Raw genomic sequence first — 20,772 nt, 5'->3', positions numbered from 1 at the left:
GCGGCGGCTCGGGCGGAGCCGGCGGCTCGGGCGGCACCGGCGCCGGCAACGGCGGTTCGGCCGGCTCGACGGGCACGGGCGGCGGCGGGGCCGGCGGGACGGGCGGCGGTTCCAGCGGTTATTGACGGTGTCGTGCCGGCGTGGCCGGCATGGCGCGATGGCGGCGCGGTTTCCCGGGACGGGCGCGCCGCCGCCACGCAGGAGGACATCATGCAATCGAATTCCCGGATTTTGGTGGACAACGACGAGCTCGACGGCGACGCAAGCGACACGGACGATCTCGACACGACGGTCCATGTGGACGTCGAAACGGGCAGGGTCATGTTCCATGCGGCGTGGGCGAACCCCGTCGAGGCGCCGCCCGAGGCCGCCCGCCATTCGGTCGTGCTCGCGCTCGAATGCTCGACGATGGAACGCTATGCGGATCTCGACGAGGGCGCGCGGATGCGCGTCCACGCGATGCTGCACGACGCCGTGCAGCAGACGCTGGAACAGTTGCCCGATACCGACGAGAACCTGACGCTGACGGTCGAGCTGACCGACGCGATGCTCGACGCCGTGCGTCATCTGCAGTAATCGCACCGGATCGGCGCACGGCGTCGCATTACATCCCGTTGAAATCTTTGCAGGCCAAACGGGGGCGAGCGGCCGATGGGGCCGGCGATCGATTCCGATCGCGGGTCGTTCCCCGGTTACGGGAACGCGCACGAGCATGAGCGCGCCGGCAGGCAACGGCCTGCGCGGCCGGAACGGCGCTTGCTGCGAGACCGGCACGGCACGACACGACGTGTGCCTTGTTCCTGTCCCTTTCCACGGAGGCATCCATGAGCGGCAAGCTGGATCATTGCAAGGTAGCGATTCTCGCGGTCGACGGTTTCGAGGAAGCCGAACTCGTCGAACCGCAGCGCGCGCTCGCGGCCGAAGGCGCGCAGGTGGACGTGATTTCGCAGAAGCGCGGCGAAATCCAGGGTTTCCGGCACGTCGACAAGGGCGAGCGCGTGAAGGTCGACCGCACGTTCGACGATGCACGCGAAGGCGACTACGACGCGGTCGTGCTGCCGGGCGGCGTCATCAACGGCGACGCGATCCGGATGGTGCCGGCCGCGCGCGAATTCGTGACGGCGGCCGTCGGCGCCGGCAAGCCAGTCGCGGCGATCTGCCACGGCGGGTGGCTCCTCGTGTCGGCCGGGCTGGTCGAGGGCAAGACGATGACGAGCTGGCCGAGCCTGCAGGACGATATCCGCCACGCGGGCGGCAAGTGGGTGGACGAGGAGGTCGTGCGCGACGGCAACCTGATCACGAGCCGCAAGCCGGCCGATCTGCCCGCGTTCAACGGCGCGCTGGTCGAGCGCCTCGCGTCGCGGGGGGCATGAGCCGATGCCGGCCGATTCCGATACTCCGCGCCGCGTGACGCTGACCGATGAACCGCCGACGTTCGACGGCGCGGCGTTGCAGTTGCGCTTCGTCGTCGACGTCGACGGCGTGCCGCAGGCCTGCGCGATCACGGTCGAGGCGCTGGAAGATCATTTCGGCGCGCGCTCCGCGCTGGAGGCCGATCTGCGCGACGCGTTCGAGCGTGGCCGCGCGCGGATCGAAGCCGCGTGCGCGGACGTGCTGGCGAGCGGCAACCACGACGTGGTGCTGCACAGCGGCTATTTCCGGGCGCCGGCCGGGCGTGCGCGGGCCGGGTTGTTTCGCTCGCGGCCGTGAGCGGCGCGCATTCCCTGCGCGCCACCCGCGCATCTTCTCCGGCCGCATCGGTCACCCGCCGCGGCCGCTCCCCGCGGCCACCCGTTACATGCCGTTGAAAACTTTGCAGCGGCTCGAACGCGCCGTGCGGTGCCACATCGCGCGGCGCGCGTACCGCACGGATACCGGCCGCACGACGCCGGCTGGCACGTTCCCTGCATGCCTGTAACGTCGCCGGCGCACGATTCGCGCCGCCAGCCGATGCGACGCCGGTGTCGCGTCGTGCGTAGCCGTCAACGGGGAAACGAGCATGCTGACCGCCCACGAATTTGCCGCGCTGTTCCTCGCGCATCACGCGCCGGAACAGATCCAGATCGACCGTGACGACGTCGTCGCGCTCGTCGAACAACACCTGATCGTGCTGCAGCAAGACGATACGTCAGGCGCGCACCGTCCCGCACTGACGGCCGACGGGCTGTCGGTGCTGCGCTGCGTGCAGCGTCATGACGCTGCCGAATTCCATGCGATCGGCGTGAGCGACGGGGCCGACGCGTGACGCGCCGGCCCGCGCGGGGCATTCACCGCGCGATCGCGACGGACGCATTGACCTGCACGACCGGCGGCTCGCCCTCGAACGGCGGCGCGTACAGGAAGCGGTCGATCACGCCGGCTTCGAACAGCAGGCAGTAGGTCGAGCCGCCGAACTGGAAGTAGCCGATCTCGTCGCCCTTGTCGACGCGCTGGCCCGGCACGACCTCGATCACGCACGACGACACGTCGCCCATCCCGACGAATACGGCCGCGACCGTCCCGATGCCGGGATCGTCGCTCGAGATCGCGACCACCGCGCGTGCGGCGACCGCCGTCATGTAGCCCTGCGAGTCGTTGAGCCCGGCCGGGTCCGGGCCTTCCGTTTCGGCGACCGAGTAGTAGGTGCCGTCGACGCGATACGCATGCGTGACGACGCCGCGCACCGGCGCATGCCAGCGGTGGTAGTTGTACGCGCTGAGGTAGGCCTGGTAGACGTCGCCGCCGACGAAGCGCTCGGCGAGCGACAGCCGCGCGGGCGTGAAGAGGTCGCGCAGCGAATACGGCTGCGACTTGATCCAGAACGTGTCGCGCAGCTTCACGTTGGTTTCGGTGTGATAGGGCGACGCTTCGCACGCGCTGACGATCACGTGCGGATCGTCGGGCGCCGCCACCGGCCGCGCGCCGTCGCGAAAGCGCCGCGTGAAGAAGTCGTTCCACGAATCGAAGCCCCAGTGCGGCTGGTCTTCGCGATACTGGAACTGCGACAGCCCGAGGCGCTTGCGTGCTTCGTCGCAGAACCAGCCGTCGGGCGGCGACGTGTCGAGATGCGCGCGCGAATGCGGGCCGCCGAGGAAGTCGCACCAGACGTTCAGCACGCGCTTGAACTGCGCGTTGACGGAGGCGTCGCGAAACACCGCGTGGCCCGACGGCATGCACATCGGCCAGTCGAGGAACGCGTTCACCGGGCACACGATCAGGCTTTCCTCGCTGAACGGCGGCGTGTAGGTCATCAGATGGTCGAGCACCGTCATCAGCTCGCCGATCGACGCGTAGCCGAGCCGGTATCCCGCTTCGCGCGCTTCGTCGATCGCGCGGGTGAGGCTCATGCGCAGCACGGCGTTGTCGTCGAACAGCCGCGCGAGTTCCTGAACGGCCGGCGTGCGCAACCGGTCGCCGGCATGCGCGCGCGCTTCGGCCGCGATTTTTTCGCGGAACGCGGCCATGTGCGCTTCCTCGCTGGCCATCCATCCGCCGAGGCGGCGGCGGGTGGCGGGCGGCGTGTTGCGATTCGTCGGCATCGTCTCCTCCGGAAGGTTTTGGTCGAATCGAGGTAGCAAGACGCTTGCCCGAGCGGCGGCATTGAAATTGCTGCATGCGAGCGACCGGTTTGTTTTCGATGACTCAGGAGAACAGCATGGCTACAGCTTCGAATGCACGACAGACGAACGATGCGGGATCGACGGACGAACGTCGCCGCGACGGGCAGCGGACCGTGACGCCGACGCGCACCCGGAAACGCCCGCAGGCGGCGCCGCGCGACGCGGCGCGGCGGGGTGAGCGCGGTGACGGTCGTGCAAGCGGCAATGGGCCGGTGACACCGAGCCGCGGAGAGGAGGCGGCGAAACCGCTGTGGGAGGATGACCGCGGCGAGATGCCGCCGGAAGAGTGGTCGTGAGGTTGCCGAAGCCCGTCGTCGACTGCACGAAAACGCTTACGATCGGGCGTTTCGGTTGAAATTCGATTACGCGTGCGCAAAATCGATTATTGACGGCACGTTTTGCACAAAATCGATTTCGGTGACACAGGGTTGGCACGCATTGGGGGCATCGGTTTCAATTTCGACCTCGCCCCGCGACGAGCACCGCCACTGGTAATTCGGCCAGACAGCGATCGAGCGCCAGCACACCTTCCGGCGCCTTGATCGCCTCGCGCGCATTCAACCAGTCCGTCCACGGTCCTTCAACCCCGCGCGGCAGCACGACCGTCGTATCGCCCCATTGCGCAGGCTCCACGCGCGGCAACGCGGGCGCTTCCCCCAGCAACCGGCACGCGAGCCGTGTCGCGACCACCACCACGGTGGCTGCCTCATCACATCGCGCGAACGCCACCACGTGCCGCGCAAGCCTGCCGCGCACCCGCAGCGGAACGTAGGCGCCGTCCGCGAACGTCGCCGGCCATCGCGCCCGCAGCGCCAGCATCCGTTCGATCAGCGCGCGTTTCACGCGCGCATCGGGCCACGTTGGCAGATACGACGCGACCGGCCCGTCGACCGGTTCGGCCGCCAGCGTCGCGAACGGCACGTCGCGCCGGTTGTCCGGATCGACGAGCGAGTGATCCCATGACTCGGTACCTTGATACAGATCCGGCACGCCGGGCGACGCGATCCGCAGCGCCGTCTGCGTGAGGCTGTTGACGACGCCGGCCGGCGCGATCCGTGCGACGAACGCATGCAGCCGATGCGGAAAATCGCCCGCGCCGCGCGGCGTCAGGATCGCGCGGACGAACGCTTCGCAGCCGTGCTCGTAATCCGGCTCGGGCGCGAGCCAGTCGGTGTACTGCTTCGCTTCGCGCAGCGCCTTCGTCTGCCACTGCACGACGCGTGTCGCGAGCGCGTCGAGCCCGGCCGCATCGTCGGGCGCGAGCGCCGGCGGCCAGCAGCCGACGAGCGTCTGGTAAAGCATCGTCTCGGCGGCCGGCCCGGGCGTCCACGCGAGGTCGCGGTGCGGGCCGCCGCGATGAGGGAGATTCAGCGCCGACCAGTCGAGCGACACCGCACGCCATGCATCCGGCACCTCGCTGAGCACCGCGAGCCGCGCGCGCGCGTCCTCGCCGCGCTTGTGGTCGTGCGTGGCCGTCGCGACGAGCCCGTGCGGCACGGTACGCGCGCGGCGCCGGTTGCGCGCATGGAACGCGCCGCGCGACAGGCTGAAGTCGCCGGCGTCGGCGCCGACCTCGTTGCGCGACAGCAGCCGGCCGTAGCGATAGTTGGCGGTATCCTCGACGCCCTTCGCGGCCAGCGGCGCGGTGAGCTGCGCGAACGCGACGCGCGCCGCCAGCAGCGCATCGGCGTTGGCGCGCGGCACGCGCACGACCGGCAAGCCGAGCCACGCGGCGACGCGTTCGAGCGCGAACCGGTCGGTCGGGTCGACCGCCGCGTATGCGCCTTCGTACGCGTGGGCGAGCACGCGCCGGTCGTCGTCGGCCGGCTCGTCGCCCGGGGCCGGATACATCCGGTACACGGGCAGCCGCACCGCGAGTTCGCCGAGCACGCGCTGGATCGCGATCCGGCTGACGTCGCGCGTGACGGGCGACGCCCGTGCAATTTCGTGCAGCAACCGCGCGACCCGCGCATGCTCGGCGGCGAGCTGGCGCATCAGCACGCGCCGCTTGCCGTCGAGCGCTTCCTGCGCGAACGTGCGCGCCGAACCCGACACGGCCGCCCAGTGCGCGGCGAGCGGTTCGGCGCCGGCCGGGTCGTGCAGCAGCGCGCCGACGTCGTTCATGAAGTCGTAGCCGGTGGTGCCGTCGACGGCCCAGTCGCTGCGCAGCGCTTCGCCGGGCGCGAGGATCTTTTCGACCACGACGTAGGGTCTCGCGTCGCGCTGCGCGGCGAGCCGCGCGTGCAGCCGGCGGCAATACGCGCGCGGATCGGCGAGGCCGTCGACGTGATCGACGCGCACGCCGTCGACGAGCCCGGCGGCATGCAGGCGCAGCGGCAGCGCATGCACGGCGTCGAACACCGCATCGTCCTCGACGCGCACGGCCGCGAGCGTCGCGATGTCGAAGAAGCGCCGCCAGTTCAGCTCGTCGGCGGCCGTGCGCCACCAGGCGAGCCGGTAGTGCTGGCGTTCGAGCAGCCGGTGCAGGCACGCGCGCGAGCGGGCGCGGCGCGGGTCGGCGCCGCGTAATACCGCGTCGAACGCATGCGGGCCGTGCGCGGCCGCATAGTCGCGCAGCGCCGCATGGGCGGCGGCGAGTCGCGCGCTGTCGCGTGCCGGTGCGGCATCGAAGCGCTCGGCGAGCGCGTTCAGGTCTGCCCGGTTCGCGATGCGCAGGATCTCCGCGTAGGTGGCGGCGGCGACCGGCAGCCGCCGCCCGGGGCACGCGATGATGAAGCGGCCCGTGGCCGGATCGGCGCGCAGCGTGATGTCGCCGGCCGCGAGCGCATCGCCGTACGGCGCGCCGAGGCAGGGCAGCAGCACCTTGCCGTCGAGCGTGGGGTCGGGCGGATGCCAGTCGATGTCGAAATAGCGTGCGTACGGGCTCGCCGGCCCCCATTCGAGCACGTCGTTCCACCAGCCGTTCGACGACCCGCCGACGCCCATGTGGTTCGGCACGATGTCGATGACGATGCCGAGGCCGCGCGCACGCAGCGCGTCGACGAGCCGCATGAAGCCGGCTTCGCCGCCGAGTTCCGCGCCGAGCGCGCCGTAGTCGACGGTGTCGTAGCCGTGCCGCGAGCCGGGCTCGGCCGTGGACACCGGCGACAGGTACAGGTGGCTCACGCCGAGCCGCGCGAAGTAGTCGGCGTGCGCGGCCGCGTCGTCGAACGTGAAGCCCGCATGCAGCTGCAGTCGCAGCGTCGCGCGTGGGGTCATGGGCCATGCCTCCGCGAGCGGCGCGCGTCCACGATGGCCGCGATGCGCGTGCGCACGTCGGCGTCGAACAGCGCATCGATCGTGCGCGGCAGCCGCTGCCGCCAGTTCGGATGGCCGCACGGTGGGCCTGGCAGGTTTGGCTGCGCGTCGAGGGCGAGCAGATCCTCGAGCGGCAGCAGCGCGAGCGGCGACGGGCTGCTTGCGACGTAGCCGAGGATCGCATTCACCGGCGGCATGTCGGTTGGCGGCACCGCGGCGCCTGCCGGCGCGCACCCGGCTGCTTGCAGCGCGCGCCACAGCGCCGCGCGCTCGGCGGCGCGTTCCGCATGCGCGGCGAGCAGTTCGGGAGGCGGCGGAGGCGTCGAGCGATTCGAATCGGGGCGCTGCACGGTGTCGTGACCGTACGCCATGCTTTGCACGATCTCGTCCGAATCGTGCGCGCTCGCGTCGTCCGGCTCTGGCGCGGCGATGTCGCGAGGTTGCGTTTCGTCGCGCCGCTTCGCGGCTTCCGCCTCGGCTGCGACACGCCGCCATCCGAGATCGACGCCGCGCCACCAGCCGGCCACGGTCGGCAAATCGTGCGTCGAGGTCATCGCGATCGCGTCGCGATCCCACGCGGCGGGCGGCTGGAACGCGCCATCCGCACCGCGCTCGAACCACAGCACGCGCATCCCCGCGACACCCTGCGCGCCGAGCCGTTCGCGCAACCCGGCCGGCACGGTGCCCAGATCCTCGCCGATCGCGATCGCGCGATGACGCGCCGCCTCGAGCGCGACGAGCCGCACCAGATCGTCGAGCGGATAGCGCAGGTACGCGCCGCTGCGCGGCGAGCCGCCGTCCGGCACGATCCACATCCGCGCGAAGCCGAGCACGTGGTCGATGCGGATGCCGCCGGCGTGCGCGAACGCGGCGCGCAGCAGCTCGATGAACGGCATGAAGCCGTCCGCGCGCAGCGCGTCGGGCCTCCAGGTCGTCACGCCCCACGCCTGGCCGGCCGCATTGAACAGGTCGGGCGGCGCGCCGAGCGATACACCGCGCAGCAGCGTCGTGCCGTGCGCCCACGCGTCGCTGCCGGCCTGATCGGAGCCGACCGCGAGATCGGCGATCAGCCCGGTCGCCATGCCCGCGCCGCGCGCCGCGTGCTGCGCGTCGCCGAGCGCGCGCGACGCGCACCATTGCAGGAAGGTGTGGAACGCGATCGTGTCGGCATGCTCATGCGCGAACGCGTCGACTTCCGCCGATCCCGACATGCGCCATGGCGCGGGCCACTGCCGCCAGTCCGCACCGATCCCGTGCTCGATGCAGAACGCCTGCAGCGCATCGAAGCGCGCATGCGCGTCGAGCGCCGCGCCGCCCGCCGCGCGAAACCGCTGGTACGTGTCGCGCGACGGGTCGTCGCTCGCGCGCCATGCGTCGAAGCACGCACGCAGGCGCCGCAGCTTCGTCGGCAGCACGCTGGGCCAGTCGATCAGCGCGGCGTCGGCCGCGGTGGCCGATGCGCGAGGCGCGGCGTCGGCGCCCGGCACCGCGTCGCAGTCGAGATACGCGACGTTGTGCCAGCGCCGCGACGACGGCGAATACGGGCTGTCGTGCGCGGGAAGCGCCGGATAGCCGGCGTGCGTCGGGCTGATCGCCACCGCCTGCGCGCCGTGTCGCGCCGCCTGTGCGGCGAGCCGCGCAAGCGCCGTGTAATCGCCCGCGCCATCGTCGCCGGTGCGGCGCAGGCTGTAGAGCTGCGCCGCGATGCCCCAGCGGCCCGCGTCGTGCGCGCGGGCCAACGCGTCGAACGGCTGCGCCCGCGGCGGCGCGATCGCGAGCCCGATGCGCTGCTCGCCGATGTCGAGCGCGTGATAGCCGGGCATCGCGAGCGGCGGCAGCGTGCCGTGTTCGCCCGCGCCGCCCACCCGGCCGTCGACGTGCCCGCCGGTTTCGAGCGAGATCCTGAAGCGCGCGCCCGGCGGCGCGATGGTCGCGGGCAGCGTCAGCGGCAGGCCGGCGTCGCCGGTCACGAGGCGTGGCGGCGATGCGCTCGCATCGGCGAGCGCGGCCGCGCTGTCGACCCGCTGGATCGCCGTGCCGCACGGCCAGCCGAGCGCATCGACGAGCGCGACCAGCGCGTCGTCGTCCACGCGCCGTGCGACGCCGCCTGCGTCGGTCCAGTCGGGTTGCAGGCCGGCCGCACGGGCGAGCGCCGCGATCGGGACGTCGGTCGTCATGAGGGGTTCCGTCCATTTGTGCTGTGATGCCGCGCATCCCGATTGACCGCGCCGTCGCGCCATACGATGCAGGCGCGCGGCGGCACGTGCCCGCCGGGCAGCCGGTCGCGCGCCCGCGGCGGCGTCTCGAACACGATCTTGCCGACCGGCAGCGCGGGCAGCGTCGCGTCGTGCGAGCCGAGATTCAGCGCGATCGTCAGCGTGCTGCCGTCGCCGAGGCGCCAGCGCGCGACCAGTGCGGGCGGGTCGCCGTCGCCCGCGAGCAGCTCGACGCCGAGCGCCTGCGCGTTCGCCAGATGCGGCGTCACGAGCGCCGCGCGCACGGCCAGCGCGCTGCGATAGAAGCGCCGCCACGCGGCTGCGTCGGGCCACGACTCGTCGGGCGGATGGTGCGACGACGAGCGCACGAAGGTCGCGATGTCGTTCGGGTCGGGAATCGCGTCGCGATGCGCGGCGTCGGCGAACGCGGGAAACGCGGCGAATTCGCGGCGCCGGCCTTCGCGCACCGCATCGGCGAGCGCGCCGCGATAGTCGGTGAAGAACTGGAACGGCTGCGTGCTGCCGTCTTCCTCGCCCATGAACAGCAGCGGGATCGACGGCGCGAGCAGCATCAGCGCGGTGGCCGCGCGCACCGCATCGTCGTTCGCGAGCGCACGCAGCCGTTCGCCGAACGCGCGGTTGCCGACCTGGTCGTGGTTCTGCAGGAACACGACGAACGCGGTCGGCGGCAGGTGCGCGCTCGGCTCGCCGCGCGCGGCGCCGTCGTGCAGCGGCGACGGTTCGCCCTGGTACGCGAAGCCTTCGCCGAGCGTGCGCGCGAAATGGCGCAGCGGCGCATCGGCGTACGCGCGGTAGTAACCGTCGCGCTCGCCGGTCAGCAGCACGTGCGCGCTGTTGTGGAAGTCGTCGTTCCATTGCGCATCGAAGCCGCCGGGGCCGAGCAGGCTCGCGGTATTGCGCTCGTTCTCCAGCACGAGATGCACGTGGCGCGCGTCGCCCGCCTGCGCGCGCACGCGGCGCGCGAGTTCGCGCAGCCATGCGTCGTCGTCGATCGCGTGCGCGGCGTCGATGCGCAGCCCGTCGAAGCGGTATTCGTCGAGCCAGTACAGCGCGTTGTCGATGAAGAACGCGCTCGTCTGCGGGCGGGTGAAGTCGATCGCCGGCCCCCACGCGGTCTGCCGGTCCGCGCGGAAGAAGTCGGGTGCGTAGCGCGGCAGCAGGTTGCCGTCGGGGCCGAAGTGGTTGTACACGACGTCGAGGAACACCTGCAGCCCGAGCCCGTGCGCGCTGTCTACCAGCGATTTCAGTTCCTCGGGCCGCCCGTACGACGCATCGGGCGCGAACGGCAGCACGCCGTCGTAGCCCCAGTTGCGTGCGCCGGGAAACGCATTGACGGGCATCAGCTCGACGGCGGTCACGCCGAGTTCGGCGATCGCCGGCAGGCGCCGCTCGACGGCCGCGTAGCCGCCGCACGCGCCGACATGCAGCTCGTAGAGCACCGTTTCGTGCCACGGGCGGCCGCGCCACGCGTCGTGGCGCCAGCGGTACGCGGCCGGATCGACGACCTGGCTCGGGCCGTGCACGTCGTACGGCTGGAAGCGCGACGCGGGATCGGCCACCGCCAGCGCGTCGTCGAGCAGGTAGCGGTACAGCGTGCCGGGGCCGCACGGCGCGACCGTCTCGAACCAGCCGTCGCCGGCGGGCGTCATCGGGATCGCGCGGCCGCCTGCGTCCTGCAGCTCGACGGCGGCGGTGCGGCTCGCGGGCGCCCACAGCCGGAAGCGCGTGCGGTCGGCCTCGACGCAGGTCGCGCCGAACGACGATTCGAATACGTGCGTGCCGGTGGGGCGGGCGGAACGGGATGTCATGGCGGTCCTCAGGAAGACTGATCGGGCGGCGGCACGGCCGCGACCGCGATCACGGCCGCATGCGCGGCGACGTCGAGCCCCGCTTCCGGCCACGAGCGCGGGCCCGAGTCGGGCGTCGCGGTGTCGAGCAGGATGCGGTAATCGAGCACGGGCGCGGGCGGCATGAACGTGATGGTGTCGGCCGATGCGTTCAGCATCACGAGCAACGCCTCGGTGCGCCCGGTGCGGCCGGTGCCGACGCGCCGCATCGTCAGCGCGCGGCGTTCGCCGTCTTCCCACGCGGGCACGGTGAGCGCGTCGCCGCGTTCGTCGAACCAGTCGATCTCGCGCATGCCCGGCGCGCCGTCGCGGTCGCCCGACGGGTAGCGCGGCGCCGACATCACCGGATACATGCGCCGCAGCGCGGCGAGCCGCGACACGAAGCGGGTCATCTGCACGCCGTCGTCGCTGTGCGCCAGGTCCCAGTCGAGCCACGACAGTTCGTTATCCTGGCAATACGCGTTGTTGTTGCCGTGCTGCGTGCGGCCGAATTCGTCGCCGGCCACGAGCATCGGCGTGCCGAGCGCGGTAAACAGCGTCGCGAGCATCGAGCGGGCGACGCGCAGCCGCACGTCGCGGATCGCCGCGTCGTCGGTCGGCCCTTCGACGCCCCAGTTCGCGCTGCAGTTGTCGTCGCGGCCGTCGCGGTTGTCCTCGCCGTTCGCGTCGTTGTGCTTGCCCGCATACGACACGAGGTCGGCCAGCGTGAAGCCGTCGTGCGCGGTGACGAAATTGACCGAGGCCCACGTGCGGCGCCGCCCGTGATTGAACAGGTCGGCCGAGCCCGACAGCCGCGCGGCCAGTTCCGGGCGCTGCCCCGCGTCGCCGCGCCAGAAGCGCCGCACGGTGTCGCGAAACCGGTCGTTCCATTCGGCGAAGCCGGGCGGGTGGCGGCCGAGCTGATAGCCGCCGGGGCCGAGATCCCACGGCTCGGTGATCAGCTTGCGCTGCGCGAGCACCGGGTCCTGCCGCAGCGCATCGAAGAACCCGGCGCCCGGCTCGAAGCCGTGATCCTCGCGGCCGAGCGTCACGCCGAGATCGAAGCGGAAGCCGTCGATGTTGAACGCGGTCGCCCAGTAGCGCAGCGAATCCATCACCATCTGCACGACGCGCGGATGCGACATGTTCAGCGTGTTGCCGCAGCCGGTTTCGTCGACGTGGTAGCGCGGATCGTCGGGCCGCAGCCGGTAATAGCTCGCGTTGTCGAGGCCGCGCCACGACAGCGTGGGCCCGAGCTGGTTGCCTTCGCACGTGTGGTTGTAGACCACGTCGAGCACGACCTCGATGCCGGCCGCATGCAGCTGGCGCACCGCGATGCGCATTTCGTCGAGCCGCCGCGTCGTCAGGTACGACGGCTCCGGCGCGAAGAACGCGGCCGTGTCGTAGCCCCAGTAATTGCGCAGCCCGCGTTTCACGAGTTCGCGCTGCTGCAGGAACGCGTGAATCGGCAGCAGCTCGACCGTCGTCACGCCGATCGACAGCAGGTGATCGATGAACGCCGGATGCGCGAGCGACGCGAACGTGCCGCGCTCCGGCGGGCGCAGCCCGGCGCGGCGCATCGACGCGCCGCGCACGTGAGTCTCGTAGATCACGGTGCTGCGCCACGGCACGTTTGGGCGGCGGTCGTTGCTCCAGTCGAACGCTTCGTCGACGACCACGGCTTTCGGCATCGCGGGGGCCGAATCGCGGCGGTCCATCGACAGGTCGGCCCGGTTCGAATGCACGCGATAGCCGAACAGCGCGTCCGACCAGCGGAACTGGCCGACCAGCTTGCGCGCGTACGGGTCGAGCAGCAGCTTGGTCGGATTGAAGCGATGGCCGTGCTGCGGCTGGTACGGGCCGTCCGCGCGGAACCCGTACACGGTGCCCGGATGCGCATTGGGCAGGTAGCCGTGCCACACCTCGTCGGTGCATTCGGGCAGGTCGAGGCGCGCGAGTTCCTTGCGGCCGGTCGGGTCGAACACGCACAGCTGGATGCGCTGCGCATGCGCGGAAAACACCGCGAAGTTGGTCCCGAGGCCGTCCCAACTGGCGCCGAGCGGATAGCTGCGGCCGGGTTCGAGACGGTCGGGCAGGGCGGTCGGCATGGGGTGGATCTCCGTGTCGGGGAGGTGAGTGATCAGGCGGGGGTCAACCAGAGCGTCGCGAGCGGCGGCAGGCGCAAGCTCGCCGACCACGCCTCGCCGTGCGCGGGCACCGCTTCGGCCCACACGGCGCCGTCGTTGCCGGCGTTGGTGCCGCCGTACGACGCGGCATCGGTGTTCATCAGTTCGCGCCAATGGCCGGGCGCGGGCAGGCCGAGCCGGTAACCGGCGCGCGGCACGGGTGTGAAGTTGCAGACGGCGACGACCAGGCGCCCCGTATCGTCGCGGCGCGCGAACGCGAACACGCTGTTGTCGCGGTCGTCGCCGATCAGCCAGGCGAAGCCGGCCGCGTGGCAGTCGAGCGCATGCAGCGCCGGCTCGGCCGCATACGCGCGGTTGAGATCGCGCACGAGCCGCTGCACGCCGCGATGCGCGGGCGCGTCGAGCAAATCCCAGTGTGGCGTCGCGTCGTGCGCGAACTCGCTCCACTGCGCGAATTCGCTGCCCATGAACAGCAGCTTCTTGCCGGGGTGTGCCCACATGAAGCCGAAATACGCGCGCAGCGTCGCGAGCCGCTGCCACGCGTCGCCGGGCATCTTCGCGACGAGCGAGCCCTTGCCGTGCACGACCTCGTCGTGCGACAGCGGCAGCACGAAGCGCTCGGAGAACGCATACACGAGCCCGAACGTCATCCGGTCGTGGTGATAGCGGCGGTGGATCGGGTCTTCGTGCAGGTACGCGAGCGTGTCGTGCATCCAGCCCATGTTCCACTTGAAGTCGAAGCCGAGCCCGCCGTCGGCGGTCGGCGCGGTGACGCCCGGCCACGCGGTCGATTCCTCCGCGACGGTGACGACGCCGGCCGGCGCGGCATCACCGTGCAGCGTGTCGTTCAGCCGGCGCAGGAACGCGACCGATTCGAGGTTTTCGCGGCCGCCGTACACGTTCGGCACCCATTCGCCTTCCTTGCGCGAATAGTCGCGGTACAGCATCGACGCGACCGCGTCGACTCGGATGCCGTCGACGTGATAGCGGCGCGCCCACGCGAGCGCCGACGCGACGAGAAACGCACTGACCTCGGTGCGCCCGACGTTGAACACGCAGGTGTTCCAGTCGGGGTGCATCCCCTCGCGCGGGTCGGCATGCTCGTACAGCGCGCTGCCGTCGAATTGCGCGAGCCCGTGCGCGTCGTTCGGAAAATGCGCGGGCACCCAGTCGACGAGCACGCCGATGCCGGCCGCGTGCGCGCGATCGACGAAGCGCGCGAAGCCGTCGACCGGCCCGAAGCGCGCGGACGGCGCGAACTGCGCGAGCGGCTGGTAGCCCCACGAGCCGCCGAACGGGTATTCGGCGATCGGCATGAACTCGACGTGTGTGAAGCCCATCCCCTTCACGTACGGAATCAGCCGCTCGGCGAGTTCGTCCCACGTCGCGCTGCGGTCCATCTGTTCGGGGATGCGCTGCCACGACTCCGGATGGACCTCGTAGATCGACCACGGCACGCGGTAGCGGTCGTCGTGGCGCGGCCGCGCGTGCATCCAGCCGTCGTCGTGCCAGGCGAACGCGTGGAGCGCCGCGACGTCGGCGACCACCGACGCCGTGCGCGGCGGCGCCTCGGTCGCCCGTGCGCACGGATCGGCCTTGTGCGGCAGCACGCGCCCGTCGGCCGCGACCAGCTCGTACTTGTAGCGCTCGCCCGGGCCGATGCCCGGCACGAACAGCTCCCACACGCCCGACGGCCGCCGCAGCCGCATCGGATGGCGGCGGCCGTCCCATGCGTTGAAATCGCCGACCACCGACACGCGCTGCGCGCTCGGCGCCCACACCGCGAACCGCACGCCGTCGGTGTCGTCGATGCGCACCGGTGTCGCGCCGAGGCAGTCGAGCACGGCTTCGGGGTCGCCGGCCGAAAAACGCGCAAGCGCTGCTTCGTCGAGCAGCGTGCCGAACGCGTACGCATCGTCGGTCACCTGGTGCGCATCCGGCCAGTCGATCGAGAGCAGATAGTGCGGGGCGCCGCCATCGTGCGCGATCGTCCCCGCGAAGCAGCCCGCGCGATCGACGCACGCGAGCGTGCCGAGTTCGGCGCCGTCCGGCGACAGCGCGCGCACGCGCTCGGCGCCGGGCAGCAGCGCCCGCACGACGATCCGGTCGTCCTGTTCGTGCGGGCCGAGGCACGCGAACGGGTCGGGATGGCGGCCGGCGAGCAGCGCATCGATATCGGCGCGTTCGAACAGCGTATCGGTCATGGGTTTCCTCCGTCGTCGGGCAGCACGCCGTCGCCGAGCAGCCGGTCGACCAGCGCCGCGAGCCCGCCGACCGGCACGCTCAGCCAGTCGGGCCGGTTCGCGGCTTCGTAGCACAGCTCGTACGACGCCTTGTCGATCAGGAACAGTGCGAGCAGGCGGTCCGCATAGTGCGGATCGACGAAGCGCGCGGGCGCGAGGTCGGCCGCCGCGCGATAGCATTCGACGAAGCGGTCGGCCGCGGCCTGCCCGAAGCGGTCGAACAGCGCGCGCTTGCGGCCGGCCGCTTGCGGCGGCGCCTTCTCGATCGCGAACTGCGCGGTCGCGCTCACGTACGACAGCGAGCGCAGCAGGCCGGCCACGTCACGCAGCGGATGCGATTTCGCGCGACGCCGCTCGAGCGGGCGCGCCGGTTCGCCTTCGAAGTCGATCAGCAGCGCGTCGCCCTGCACGTCGAGCACCTGGCCCAGATGAAAATCGCCGTGAATCCGCGTGCATTGCGCGTCGAGCGTGCGCGGCACCAGTTCGCCGAGCGCCTCGACGGCCGCGTCGCGCGATGCGAGGAGCGCGTCGGCCGACGCGCGGGTGGGCGCATCGAGCGCGTCGAGCCGCGTGCGCAGCACGTCGAGCGCGCGTTCGAACGACGCGATCGCGTCCACGCACCAGCCGTCGACGTGATCGGGCGTCGCGCGCTCCGGTGCGAACGCGGGATCGTCGGACGGCTGCGCGAGCGCGACGTGCAACTGGCCGAGCCGCGTGCCGATGATGCCGGCGAACGCCGCGTAGCCGAGCAGTGCGTCGGGTTCCTCGTCCGTTTCGGCCGCCTCGCCTTCGTCCGCGGCCGGCAGCGCCAGCTCGTCGATCGCGCGGCGCAGGAAGTCGAACGAGCGCGTCCACGCGTCGCCCTGGTTGTCGACGTAGCGCTGCAGGATCGCGACCGTATGCGGCGTGCCGTCCGGGTCGACGTGCACGACTTCGCCGGCCAGCGTCGCAGTGTTCGCATAGCCGATGCGCGTCAGGTGCCGGCTCATTTCCGCTTCCGGATGAATGCCGTGCGCGACCTTGCGCACCAGCTTCAGCACGATCGCGTCGCCGATCACGAGCGAACTGTTGCTCTGCTCGGCCGCGAGCCAGCGCACTTCCGCGTCGTCGCCCGGATCGAGCCCGGCGAGCGCGTCTTCCGGGAGAAAGGTGAGCCGGCCGCCGTCGGACGTGGGCACCGTCGCGCCGTCGCGCAGCTTGCGCAGCATCCCGCGCGCGAACGCCGGCAGCGCGAACGCATCGGTCAGGTAGCCGACCGTATGGCCGCGCCGCACGCGCGCCAGCGCCAGTTGCGCGAATAGCGGATGGGACGTCTCGCCGCCCCACGCGGTCGCGAGCGGCACCACGTAGCGCTCGACGCCGCCGTCGCTCGCGGACACCCACGCCTCCGCATACTGGAACGGCTCGTCCGGAATCGGCGTGACGACGTTCAGCCACGCGTCGCCGATCTTGCGATCCTTCGATGCGAACCAGCGCCGCCGTGCGAGCCACGACGCGAGCGCGTCGTGCGCCAGCGCGTGCAGTTGCGAGACGTCTGGCCGCGTATCGCCGCGCCGCATCACGAGCGTCACGTATTCGGGCAGTGGCTCCGCATGCGGCTGCCGCCACGACGGCTCGCGGCCATGCTCGGCGAGCACGAACCACAGGAACCCGTACGGCGGGAAGGTGAGGAGATACGGGAGCTGGCCGATCGGCGGAAACGGCGAATCGGACGTCATCTCGATCGGCACACGGCCCGCGAATTCGGACAGGTCGAGTTCGACCGCCTGCGACGCGCGCGACAGGTTCGCGACGCACAGCACCGGCTCGTGGCCGTCCAGCTCGCGCAGGTACGCGAGCACCTTGCGGTTCTCCGGGCGCAGGAAGCGGATCGTGCCGCGCCCGAACGCCTGCGACGCGCGGCGCGTCGCGAGGATGCGGCGGGTCCAGTTCAGCAGCGAGTGCGGATCGCGCGTCTGCGCCTCGACGTTGATCGCGTCATAGCCGTACAGCGAGCCCATCACCGGCGGCAGCACCAGCAGTTCGGGGTCGGCGCGCGAGAAGCCGCCGTTGCGGTCCGACGACCACTGCATCGGCGTGCGCACGCCGTCGCGGTCGCCGAGGTGGATGTTGTCGCCCATCCCGAGTTCGTCGCCGTAGTAGATCACCGGCGTGCCGGGCATCGACAGCAGCAGCGAATTGATCAGCTCGATGCGGCGCCGGTCGCGCTCCATCAGCGGCGCGAGCCGGCGCCGGATGCCGAGGTTCAGCCGCGCGCGGCGGTCGCTCGCATAGGTCTGCCACAGCAGGTCGCGCTCCGAATCGGTGACCATCTCGAGCGTCAGCTCGTCGTGGTTGCGCAGGAACACGGCCCACTGGTTGCTCGGCGCGAGCGCCGGCGTCTGCCGCATGATGTCGAGGATCGGGAAGCGATCCTCGCTCGCGATCGACATGTAGATGCGCGGCATCAGCGGGAAGTGGAACGCCATGTGGCATTCGTCCTCGTTGCCGAAGTATTCCTGCACGTCTTCCGGCCACTGGTTCGCTTCCGCGAGCAGCATCCGGTTCGGGTACTCGGCGTCGATCGTCGCGCGAATCCGCTTCAGGATCGCATGCGTCTCGGGCAGGTTCTCGTTGTTGGTACCTTCGCGCTCGACGAGATACGGCACCGCGTCGAGCCGCAGCCCGTCGATGCCGAGGTCGAGCCAGAAGCGCATCACCTGGATCACTTCGCGCACGACGGCCGGGTTGTCGAAGTTCAGGTCCGGCTGGTGCGAGTAGAAGCGGTGCCAGTAGTACTGGCCGGCCACCGGGTCGTGGGTCCAGTTCGACGTTTCGGTATCCAGAAAGATGATCCGCGTGCCCGCGTATTTCGTGTCGGTGTCGGACCACACGTAGTAGTCGCGATGCGTGGATCCCGGCTTCGCGCGGCGCGCGCGCTGGAACCACGGATGCTGGTCCGACGTGTGGTTGATCACGAGCTCCGCGATCACGCGGATGCCGCGCGCATGCGCTTCGCGGATGAAGCGCCGCACGTCGGCCAGCGTGCCGTAGTCGGGATGCACGTCGCGGTAATCGGCGATGTCGTAGCCGTCGTCGCGGCGCGGCGACGGATAGAACGGCAGCAGCCAGATCGTGTCGACACCGAGTTCGGCGATGTAGTCGAGCTTCGCGATCAGGCCGGGGAAATCGCCGATGCCGTCGTTGTTCGAGTCGTAGAACGACTTCACGTGCACCTGGTAGATGATCGCGTCCTTGTACCACAGCGGATCGTCCGCGCAGAGCGCGGGTTCGCGGCGGCGCGCGCGGCGCCGGCGCGGCGTGCCGGCCGGCGCGAGCGACGGGAATTGCGCGCGGCGCACGTCGTCGAGGGAATCTTCGCGTTTCATCATGCATGCGCTCCCGAAGGGCGGCGGGCGGAGTCCGGTTCGGGTGCCGCCGCCCGCGCGGCGCCCGGAGACGGCGCGAGCCGCCAGATTGCGTACGGCCGCACGTGCGGATCGAGCGACACGTACTGGCGATGGCCGCGCCAGGTCTCCGCGTGCGCGGCGTCCTGTTCGAGCGCATCGAGCGGTTCGCCGTCGGCCAGCCCGAGGCCGCGCCACAGCGCCGCATCGAGCGTGAAGTTCGCGGCCTGCGGATGCCACGGGTCGAGGCTGATCGCGACGATCACCACGCTGTCGAACGCAGGTGTGGCCTTCATGAACACGAGCACCGAATCGTTGTCGGCCTCGACGAACGTGAGCCCGAGATGCGTCTGCAGCGCCGCGTGATCGCGCCGCGCGCGGTTCAGCCGCGCGATTTCCGTGCCGATGTGCGCGGCCTTGCTCCAGTCGCGCGCGCGCAGCTCGTATTTCTCGGCATCCGCGTATTCCTCGCTGTCCGGCAGCGGCGCCGATTCGCCGAGCTCGAAGCCCGAGTACAGGCCCCACGAGCCGGCCAGCGTCGCCGCGAGCGCCGCGCGGATCACGAACTGCGAACGCGGCGCGTTCTGCAGGTGGCGCGGATTGATGTCGGGCGTGTTGACGAAGAAGTTCGGCCGGAAGAATTCGCGGGGCGGGCCGGCCGTCAGCTCGGTCAGGTAGTCGATGAAGTCGCGCTTCGACTCGCGCCACGTGAAGTACGTGTACGACTGCGAGAAGCCGACTTTCGCGAGCCGGTACATCATCCCCGGCCGCGTGAACGCCTCGGACAGGAACACGACGTCCGGATGCCGGCCGCGCACGTCGGCGATCATCCATGCCCAGAACGGCAGTGGCTTCGTGTGCGGGTTGTCGACGCGGAAGATCCGCACGCCCGCGTCGACCCAGAACAGCACCGCGTCGCGCAGCGCCAGCCACAGGTCGGGCAGCGCGTCCGGCGCGTAGAAATCGGGGTTGACGATGTCCTGGTAGCGCTTCGGCGGATTCTCCGCGAAACGCAGCGAGCCGTCGGGCCGCCACGCGAACCAGCCTGGATGCGCGGCGAGCCACGGATGATCGGGCGAGCACTGGATCGCGAAATCGAGCGCGATCTCAAGCCCGTGGCCGCGCGCGGCGTCGACCAGCGCGCGGAACGACTCGAGCGTGCCGAGCTGCGGATGCACGGCCGTGTGACCGCCGTCGGGCGAGCCGATCGCGTACGGGCTGCCGACGTCGTCGGGGCCGGCGGTCAGGCTGTTGTTGCGGCCCTTGCGCGCGGACGTGCCGATCGGGTGGATCGGCGGAAAATACAGCACGTCGAAACCCATGTCGCGGATGCGCGGCAAATGCGCGATCACGTCGTCGAACGTGCCGTGCCGGTGCGGATCGTCGCTCGCCGAGCGCGGAAACATCTCATACCAGCTCGAGAAACGCGCCTGGCGGCGTTCGACGTCGACCGGGTAGGTCGTCGCGTCGTGCGTGACGAACGGGCGGTAGCGCAGCGCCGCGAAGGCGTCGGCGAGCGCGGGCCCGCCGATCAACGCGAGGCGGTCGTCGGCCGACGCGTCCTTGAGCTCGGCGGCGAGCCGCTCCATCTGCTTGAGCGCGCGCGGATCGACAGGATCGGCGAGCTTCAGCGCGGTGGCGAGCAGCAGTTGCGCTTCGCGCACCTCCAGCGTCACGTCCTGGCCGGCCGCGCGCTTCTTCGCGATATCGGTGACAAGCGACGCCCAGTCGTCGCGCCACGCGACCACGCGGAATTCATGGCGGCCGAGCCGGTCGAGCGTGACGCGCGCCTGCCAGCGGTCGTTCGGCTCGGCTTCGAACGGCACTTCGCGCCAGGTATCGTCGTCGGCGGCGCGCCACTGGAGCACGGCCGCCAGATGCGCGTGTCCGTCCGTGAAAATCGACGCACCGACGACGAGCGGCTCGCCGATCACGCGCTTGATCGCGAAGCGGCCGTCGTCGACCGACGGCTCGACGCGCTCGATCGCGATCCGGTCGGCCACGAGCGCGGCCGACAGCGCGGTGCGTTCGCGCGCGGCGTCGGCGCGCGTCGTGACGGGCGGCGCCCGCCATGCA

13 protein-coding genes are annotated in these 20,772 nt (G+C 71.1%); 5 read left to right on the top strand and 8 right to left on the bottom strand.

What is annotated here, in order from left to right; translation table 11 throughout:
• The first annotated feature begins 210 nt into the window (after nucleotides 1-210).
• The 4 genes from JMF86_RS32970 (at nucleotide 211) to JMF86_RS32955 (ending at nucleotide 2,245) form a co-directional block, all read left to right on the top strand.
• Nucleotides 211-576: a DUF3022 domain-containing protein gene (locus JMF86_RS32970; protein ID WP_023477689.1), complete on the top strand. Its 366-nt coding sequence runs from the start codon at nucleotides 211-213 to the stop codon at nucleotides 574-576.
• Between the two features lie 248 nt (nucleotides 577-824).
• Nucleotides 825-1,373: a type 1 glutamine amidotransferase domain-containing protein gene (locus JMF86_RS32965; protein ID WP_011545547.1), complete on the top strand. Its 549-nt coding sequence runs from the start codon at nucleotides 825-827 to the stop codon at nucleotides 1,371-1,373.
• Between the two features lie 4 nt (nucleotides 1,374-1,377).
• Nucleotides 1,378-1,710, top strand: coding sequence for a DUF1488 domain-containing protein (locus tag JMF86_RS32960; RefSeq protein WP_011545546.1), 333 nt, complete (start codon nucleotides 1,378-1,380; stop codon nucleotides 1,708-1,710).
• Between the two features lie 289 nt (nucleotides 1,711-1,999).
• Entirely contained in the window at nucleotides 2,000-2,245 is a 246-nt protein-coding gene (locus JMF86_RS32955) for a hypothetical protein (protein ID WP_011545545.1), read from the top strand.
• A 22-nt stretch (nucleotides 2,246-2,267) separates the two neighbouring features.
• On the opposite strand, the gene JMF86_RS32950 is transcribed toward JMF86_RS32955, so the two are convergent.
• Complete coding sequence (locus JMF86_RS32950; RefSeq protein ID WP_201317311.1) at nucleotides 2,268-3,518, bottom strand: phosphatidylserine decarboxylase family protein; 1,251 nt, start codon at nucleotides 3,516-3,518, stop codon at nucleotides 2,268-2,270.
• Nucleotides 3,519-3,634: 116 nt separating this feature from the next.
• On the opposite strand from JMF86_RS32950, the gene JMF86_RS32945 reads away from it, so the two are divergent.
• Nucleotides 3,635-3,895: a hypothetical protein gene (locus JMF86_RS32945; RefSeq protein WP_175781564.1), complete on the top strand. Its 261-nt coding sequence runs from the start codon at nucleotides 3,635-3,637 to the stop codon at nucleotides 3,893-3,895.
• Nucleotides 3,896-4,052: 157 nt separating this feature from the next.
• On the opposite strand, the gene treY is transcribed toward JMF86_RS32945, so the two are convergent.
• From treY to JMF86_RS32910, 7 genes are all read right to left on the bottom strand, one after another.
• A complete protein-coding gene (gene treY / locus JMF86_RS32940) occupies nucleotides 4,053-6,818 on the bottom strand; it encodes a malto-oligosyltrehalose synthase (protein WP_201317310.1) in 2,766 nt (921 codons plus the stop codon).
• Nucleotides 6,815-9,034: a 4-alpha-glucanotransferase gene (gene malQ, locus JMF86_RS32935; RefSeq protein ID WP_201317309.1), complete on the bottom strand. Its 2,220-nt coding sequence runs from the start codon at nucleotides 9,032-9,034 to the stop codon at nucleotides 6,815-6,817. Before malQ ends, treY begins: the two co-directional genes overlap by 4 nt.
• Entirely contained in the window at nucleotides 9,031-10,902 is a 1,872-nt protein-coding gene (gene treZ, locus JMF86_RS32930) for a malto-oligosyltrehalose trehalohydrolase (protein ID WP_201317308.1), read from the bottom strand. Before treZ ends, malQ begins: the two co-directional genes overlap by 4 nt.
• 8 nt (nucleotides 10,903-10,910) lie before the next feature.
• Complete coding sequence (gene glgX, locus JMF86_RS32925) at nucleotides 10,911-13,028, bottom strand: glycogen debranching protein GlgX (RefSeq protein WP_053525665.1); 2,118 nt, start codon at nucleotides 13,026-13,028, stop codon at nucleotides 10,911-10,913.
• Between the two features lie 32 nt (nucleotides 13,029-13,060).
• Complete coding sequence (gene glgB, locus JMF86_RS32920) at nucleotides 13,061-15,271, bottom strand: 1,4-alpha-glucan branching protein GlgB (RefSeq protein WP_201317307.1); 2,211 nt, start codon at nucleotides 15,269-15,271, stop codon at nucleotides 13,061-13,063.
• Nucleotides 15,268-18,678: a maltose alpha-D-glucosyltransferase gene (gene treS, locus JMF86_RS32915; protein WP_201317312.1), complete on the bottom strand. Its 3,411-nt coding sequence runs from the start codon at nucleotides 18,676-18,678 to the stop codon at nucleotides 15,268-15,270. The genes glgB and treS overlap by 4 nt, the downstream gene beginning before the upstream one ends.
• On the bottom strand, nucleotides 18,678-20,772 hold a 2,095-nt coding region (locus JMF86_RS32910; RefSeq protein ID WP_201317306.1), incomplete at its 5' end, for an alpha-1,4-glucan--maltose-1-phosphate maltosyltransferase. The genes JMF86_RS32910 and treS, both read right to left, overlap by 1 nt.

It is taken from the genome of Burkholderia sp. E168m15 (genome assembly GCF_016586105.1).
GTDB classification, from domain to species: domain Bacteria; phylum Pseudomonadota; class Gammaproteobacteria; order Burkholderiales; family Burkholderiaceae; genus Burkholderia; species Burkholderia orbicola.
The sequence above is the reverse complement of the archived record's forward strand: the minus strand, read 5'-3'. Positions and strand labels throughout refer to the sequence as shown.

What these genes read in the sequence shown, in the direction of transcription:
- JMF86_RS32970 (WP_023477689.1), top strand. Translation starts at nt 211, where the DNA reads ATGCAATCGAATTCCCGGATTTTGGTGGACAACGACGAGCTCGACGGC.
- JMF86_RS32965 (WP_011545547.1), top strand. Translation starts at nt 825, where the DNA reads ATGAGCGGCAAGCTGGATCATTGCAAGGTAGCGATTCTCGCGGTCGAC.
- JMF86_RS32960 (WP_011545546.1), top strand. Translation starts at nt 1,378, where the DNA reads ATGCCGGCCGATTCCGATACTCCGCGCCGCGTGACGCTGACCGATGAA.
- JMF86_RS32955 (WP_011545545.1), top strand. Translation starts at nt 2,000, where the DNA reads ATGCTGACCGCCCACGAATTTGCCGCGCTGTTCCTCGCGCATCACGCG.
- JMF86_RS32950 (WP_201317311.1), bottom strand. Translation starts at nt 3,518, where the DNA reads ATGCCGACGAATCGCAACACGCCGCCCGCCACCCGCCGCCGCCTCGGC.
- JMF86_RS32945 (WP_175781564.1), top strand. Translation starts at nt 3,635, where the DNA reads ATGGCTACAGCTTCGAATGCACGACAGACGAACGATGCGGGATCGACG.
- treY (WP_201317310.1), bottom strand. Translation starts at nt 6,818, where the DNA reads ATGACCCCACGCGCGACGCTGCGACTGCAGCTGCATGCGGGCTTCACG.
- malQ (WP_201317309.1), bottom strand. Translation starts at nt 9,034, where the DNA reads ATGACGACCGACGTCCCGATCGCGGCGCTCGCCCGTGCGGCCGGCCTG.
- treZ (WP_201317308.1), bottom strand. Translation starts at nt 10,902, where the DNA reads ATGACATCCCGTTCCGCCCGCCCCACCGGCACGCACGTATTCGAATCG.
- glgX (WP_053525665.1), bottom strand. Translation starts at nt 13,028, where the DNA reads ATGCCGACCGCCCTGCCCGACCGTCTCGAACCCGGCCGCAGCTATCCG.
- glgB (WP_201317307.1), bottom strand. Translation starts at nt 15,271, where the DNA reads ATGACCGATACGCTGTTCGAACGCGCCGATATCGATGCGCTGCTCGCC.
- treS (WP_201317312.1), bottom strand. Translation starts at nt 18,678, where the DNA reads ATGAAACGCGAAGATTCCCTCGACGACGTGCGCCGCGCGCAATTCCCG.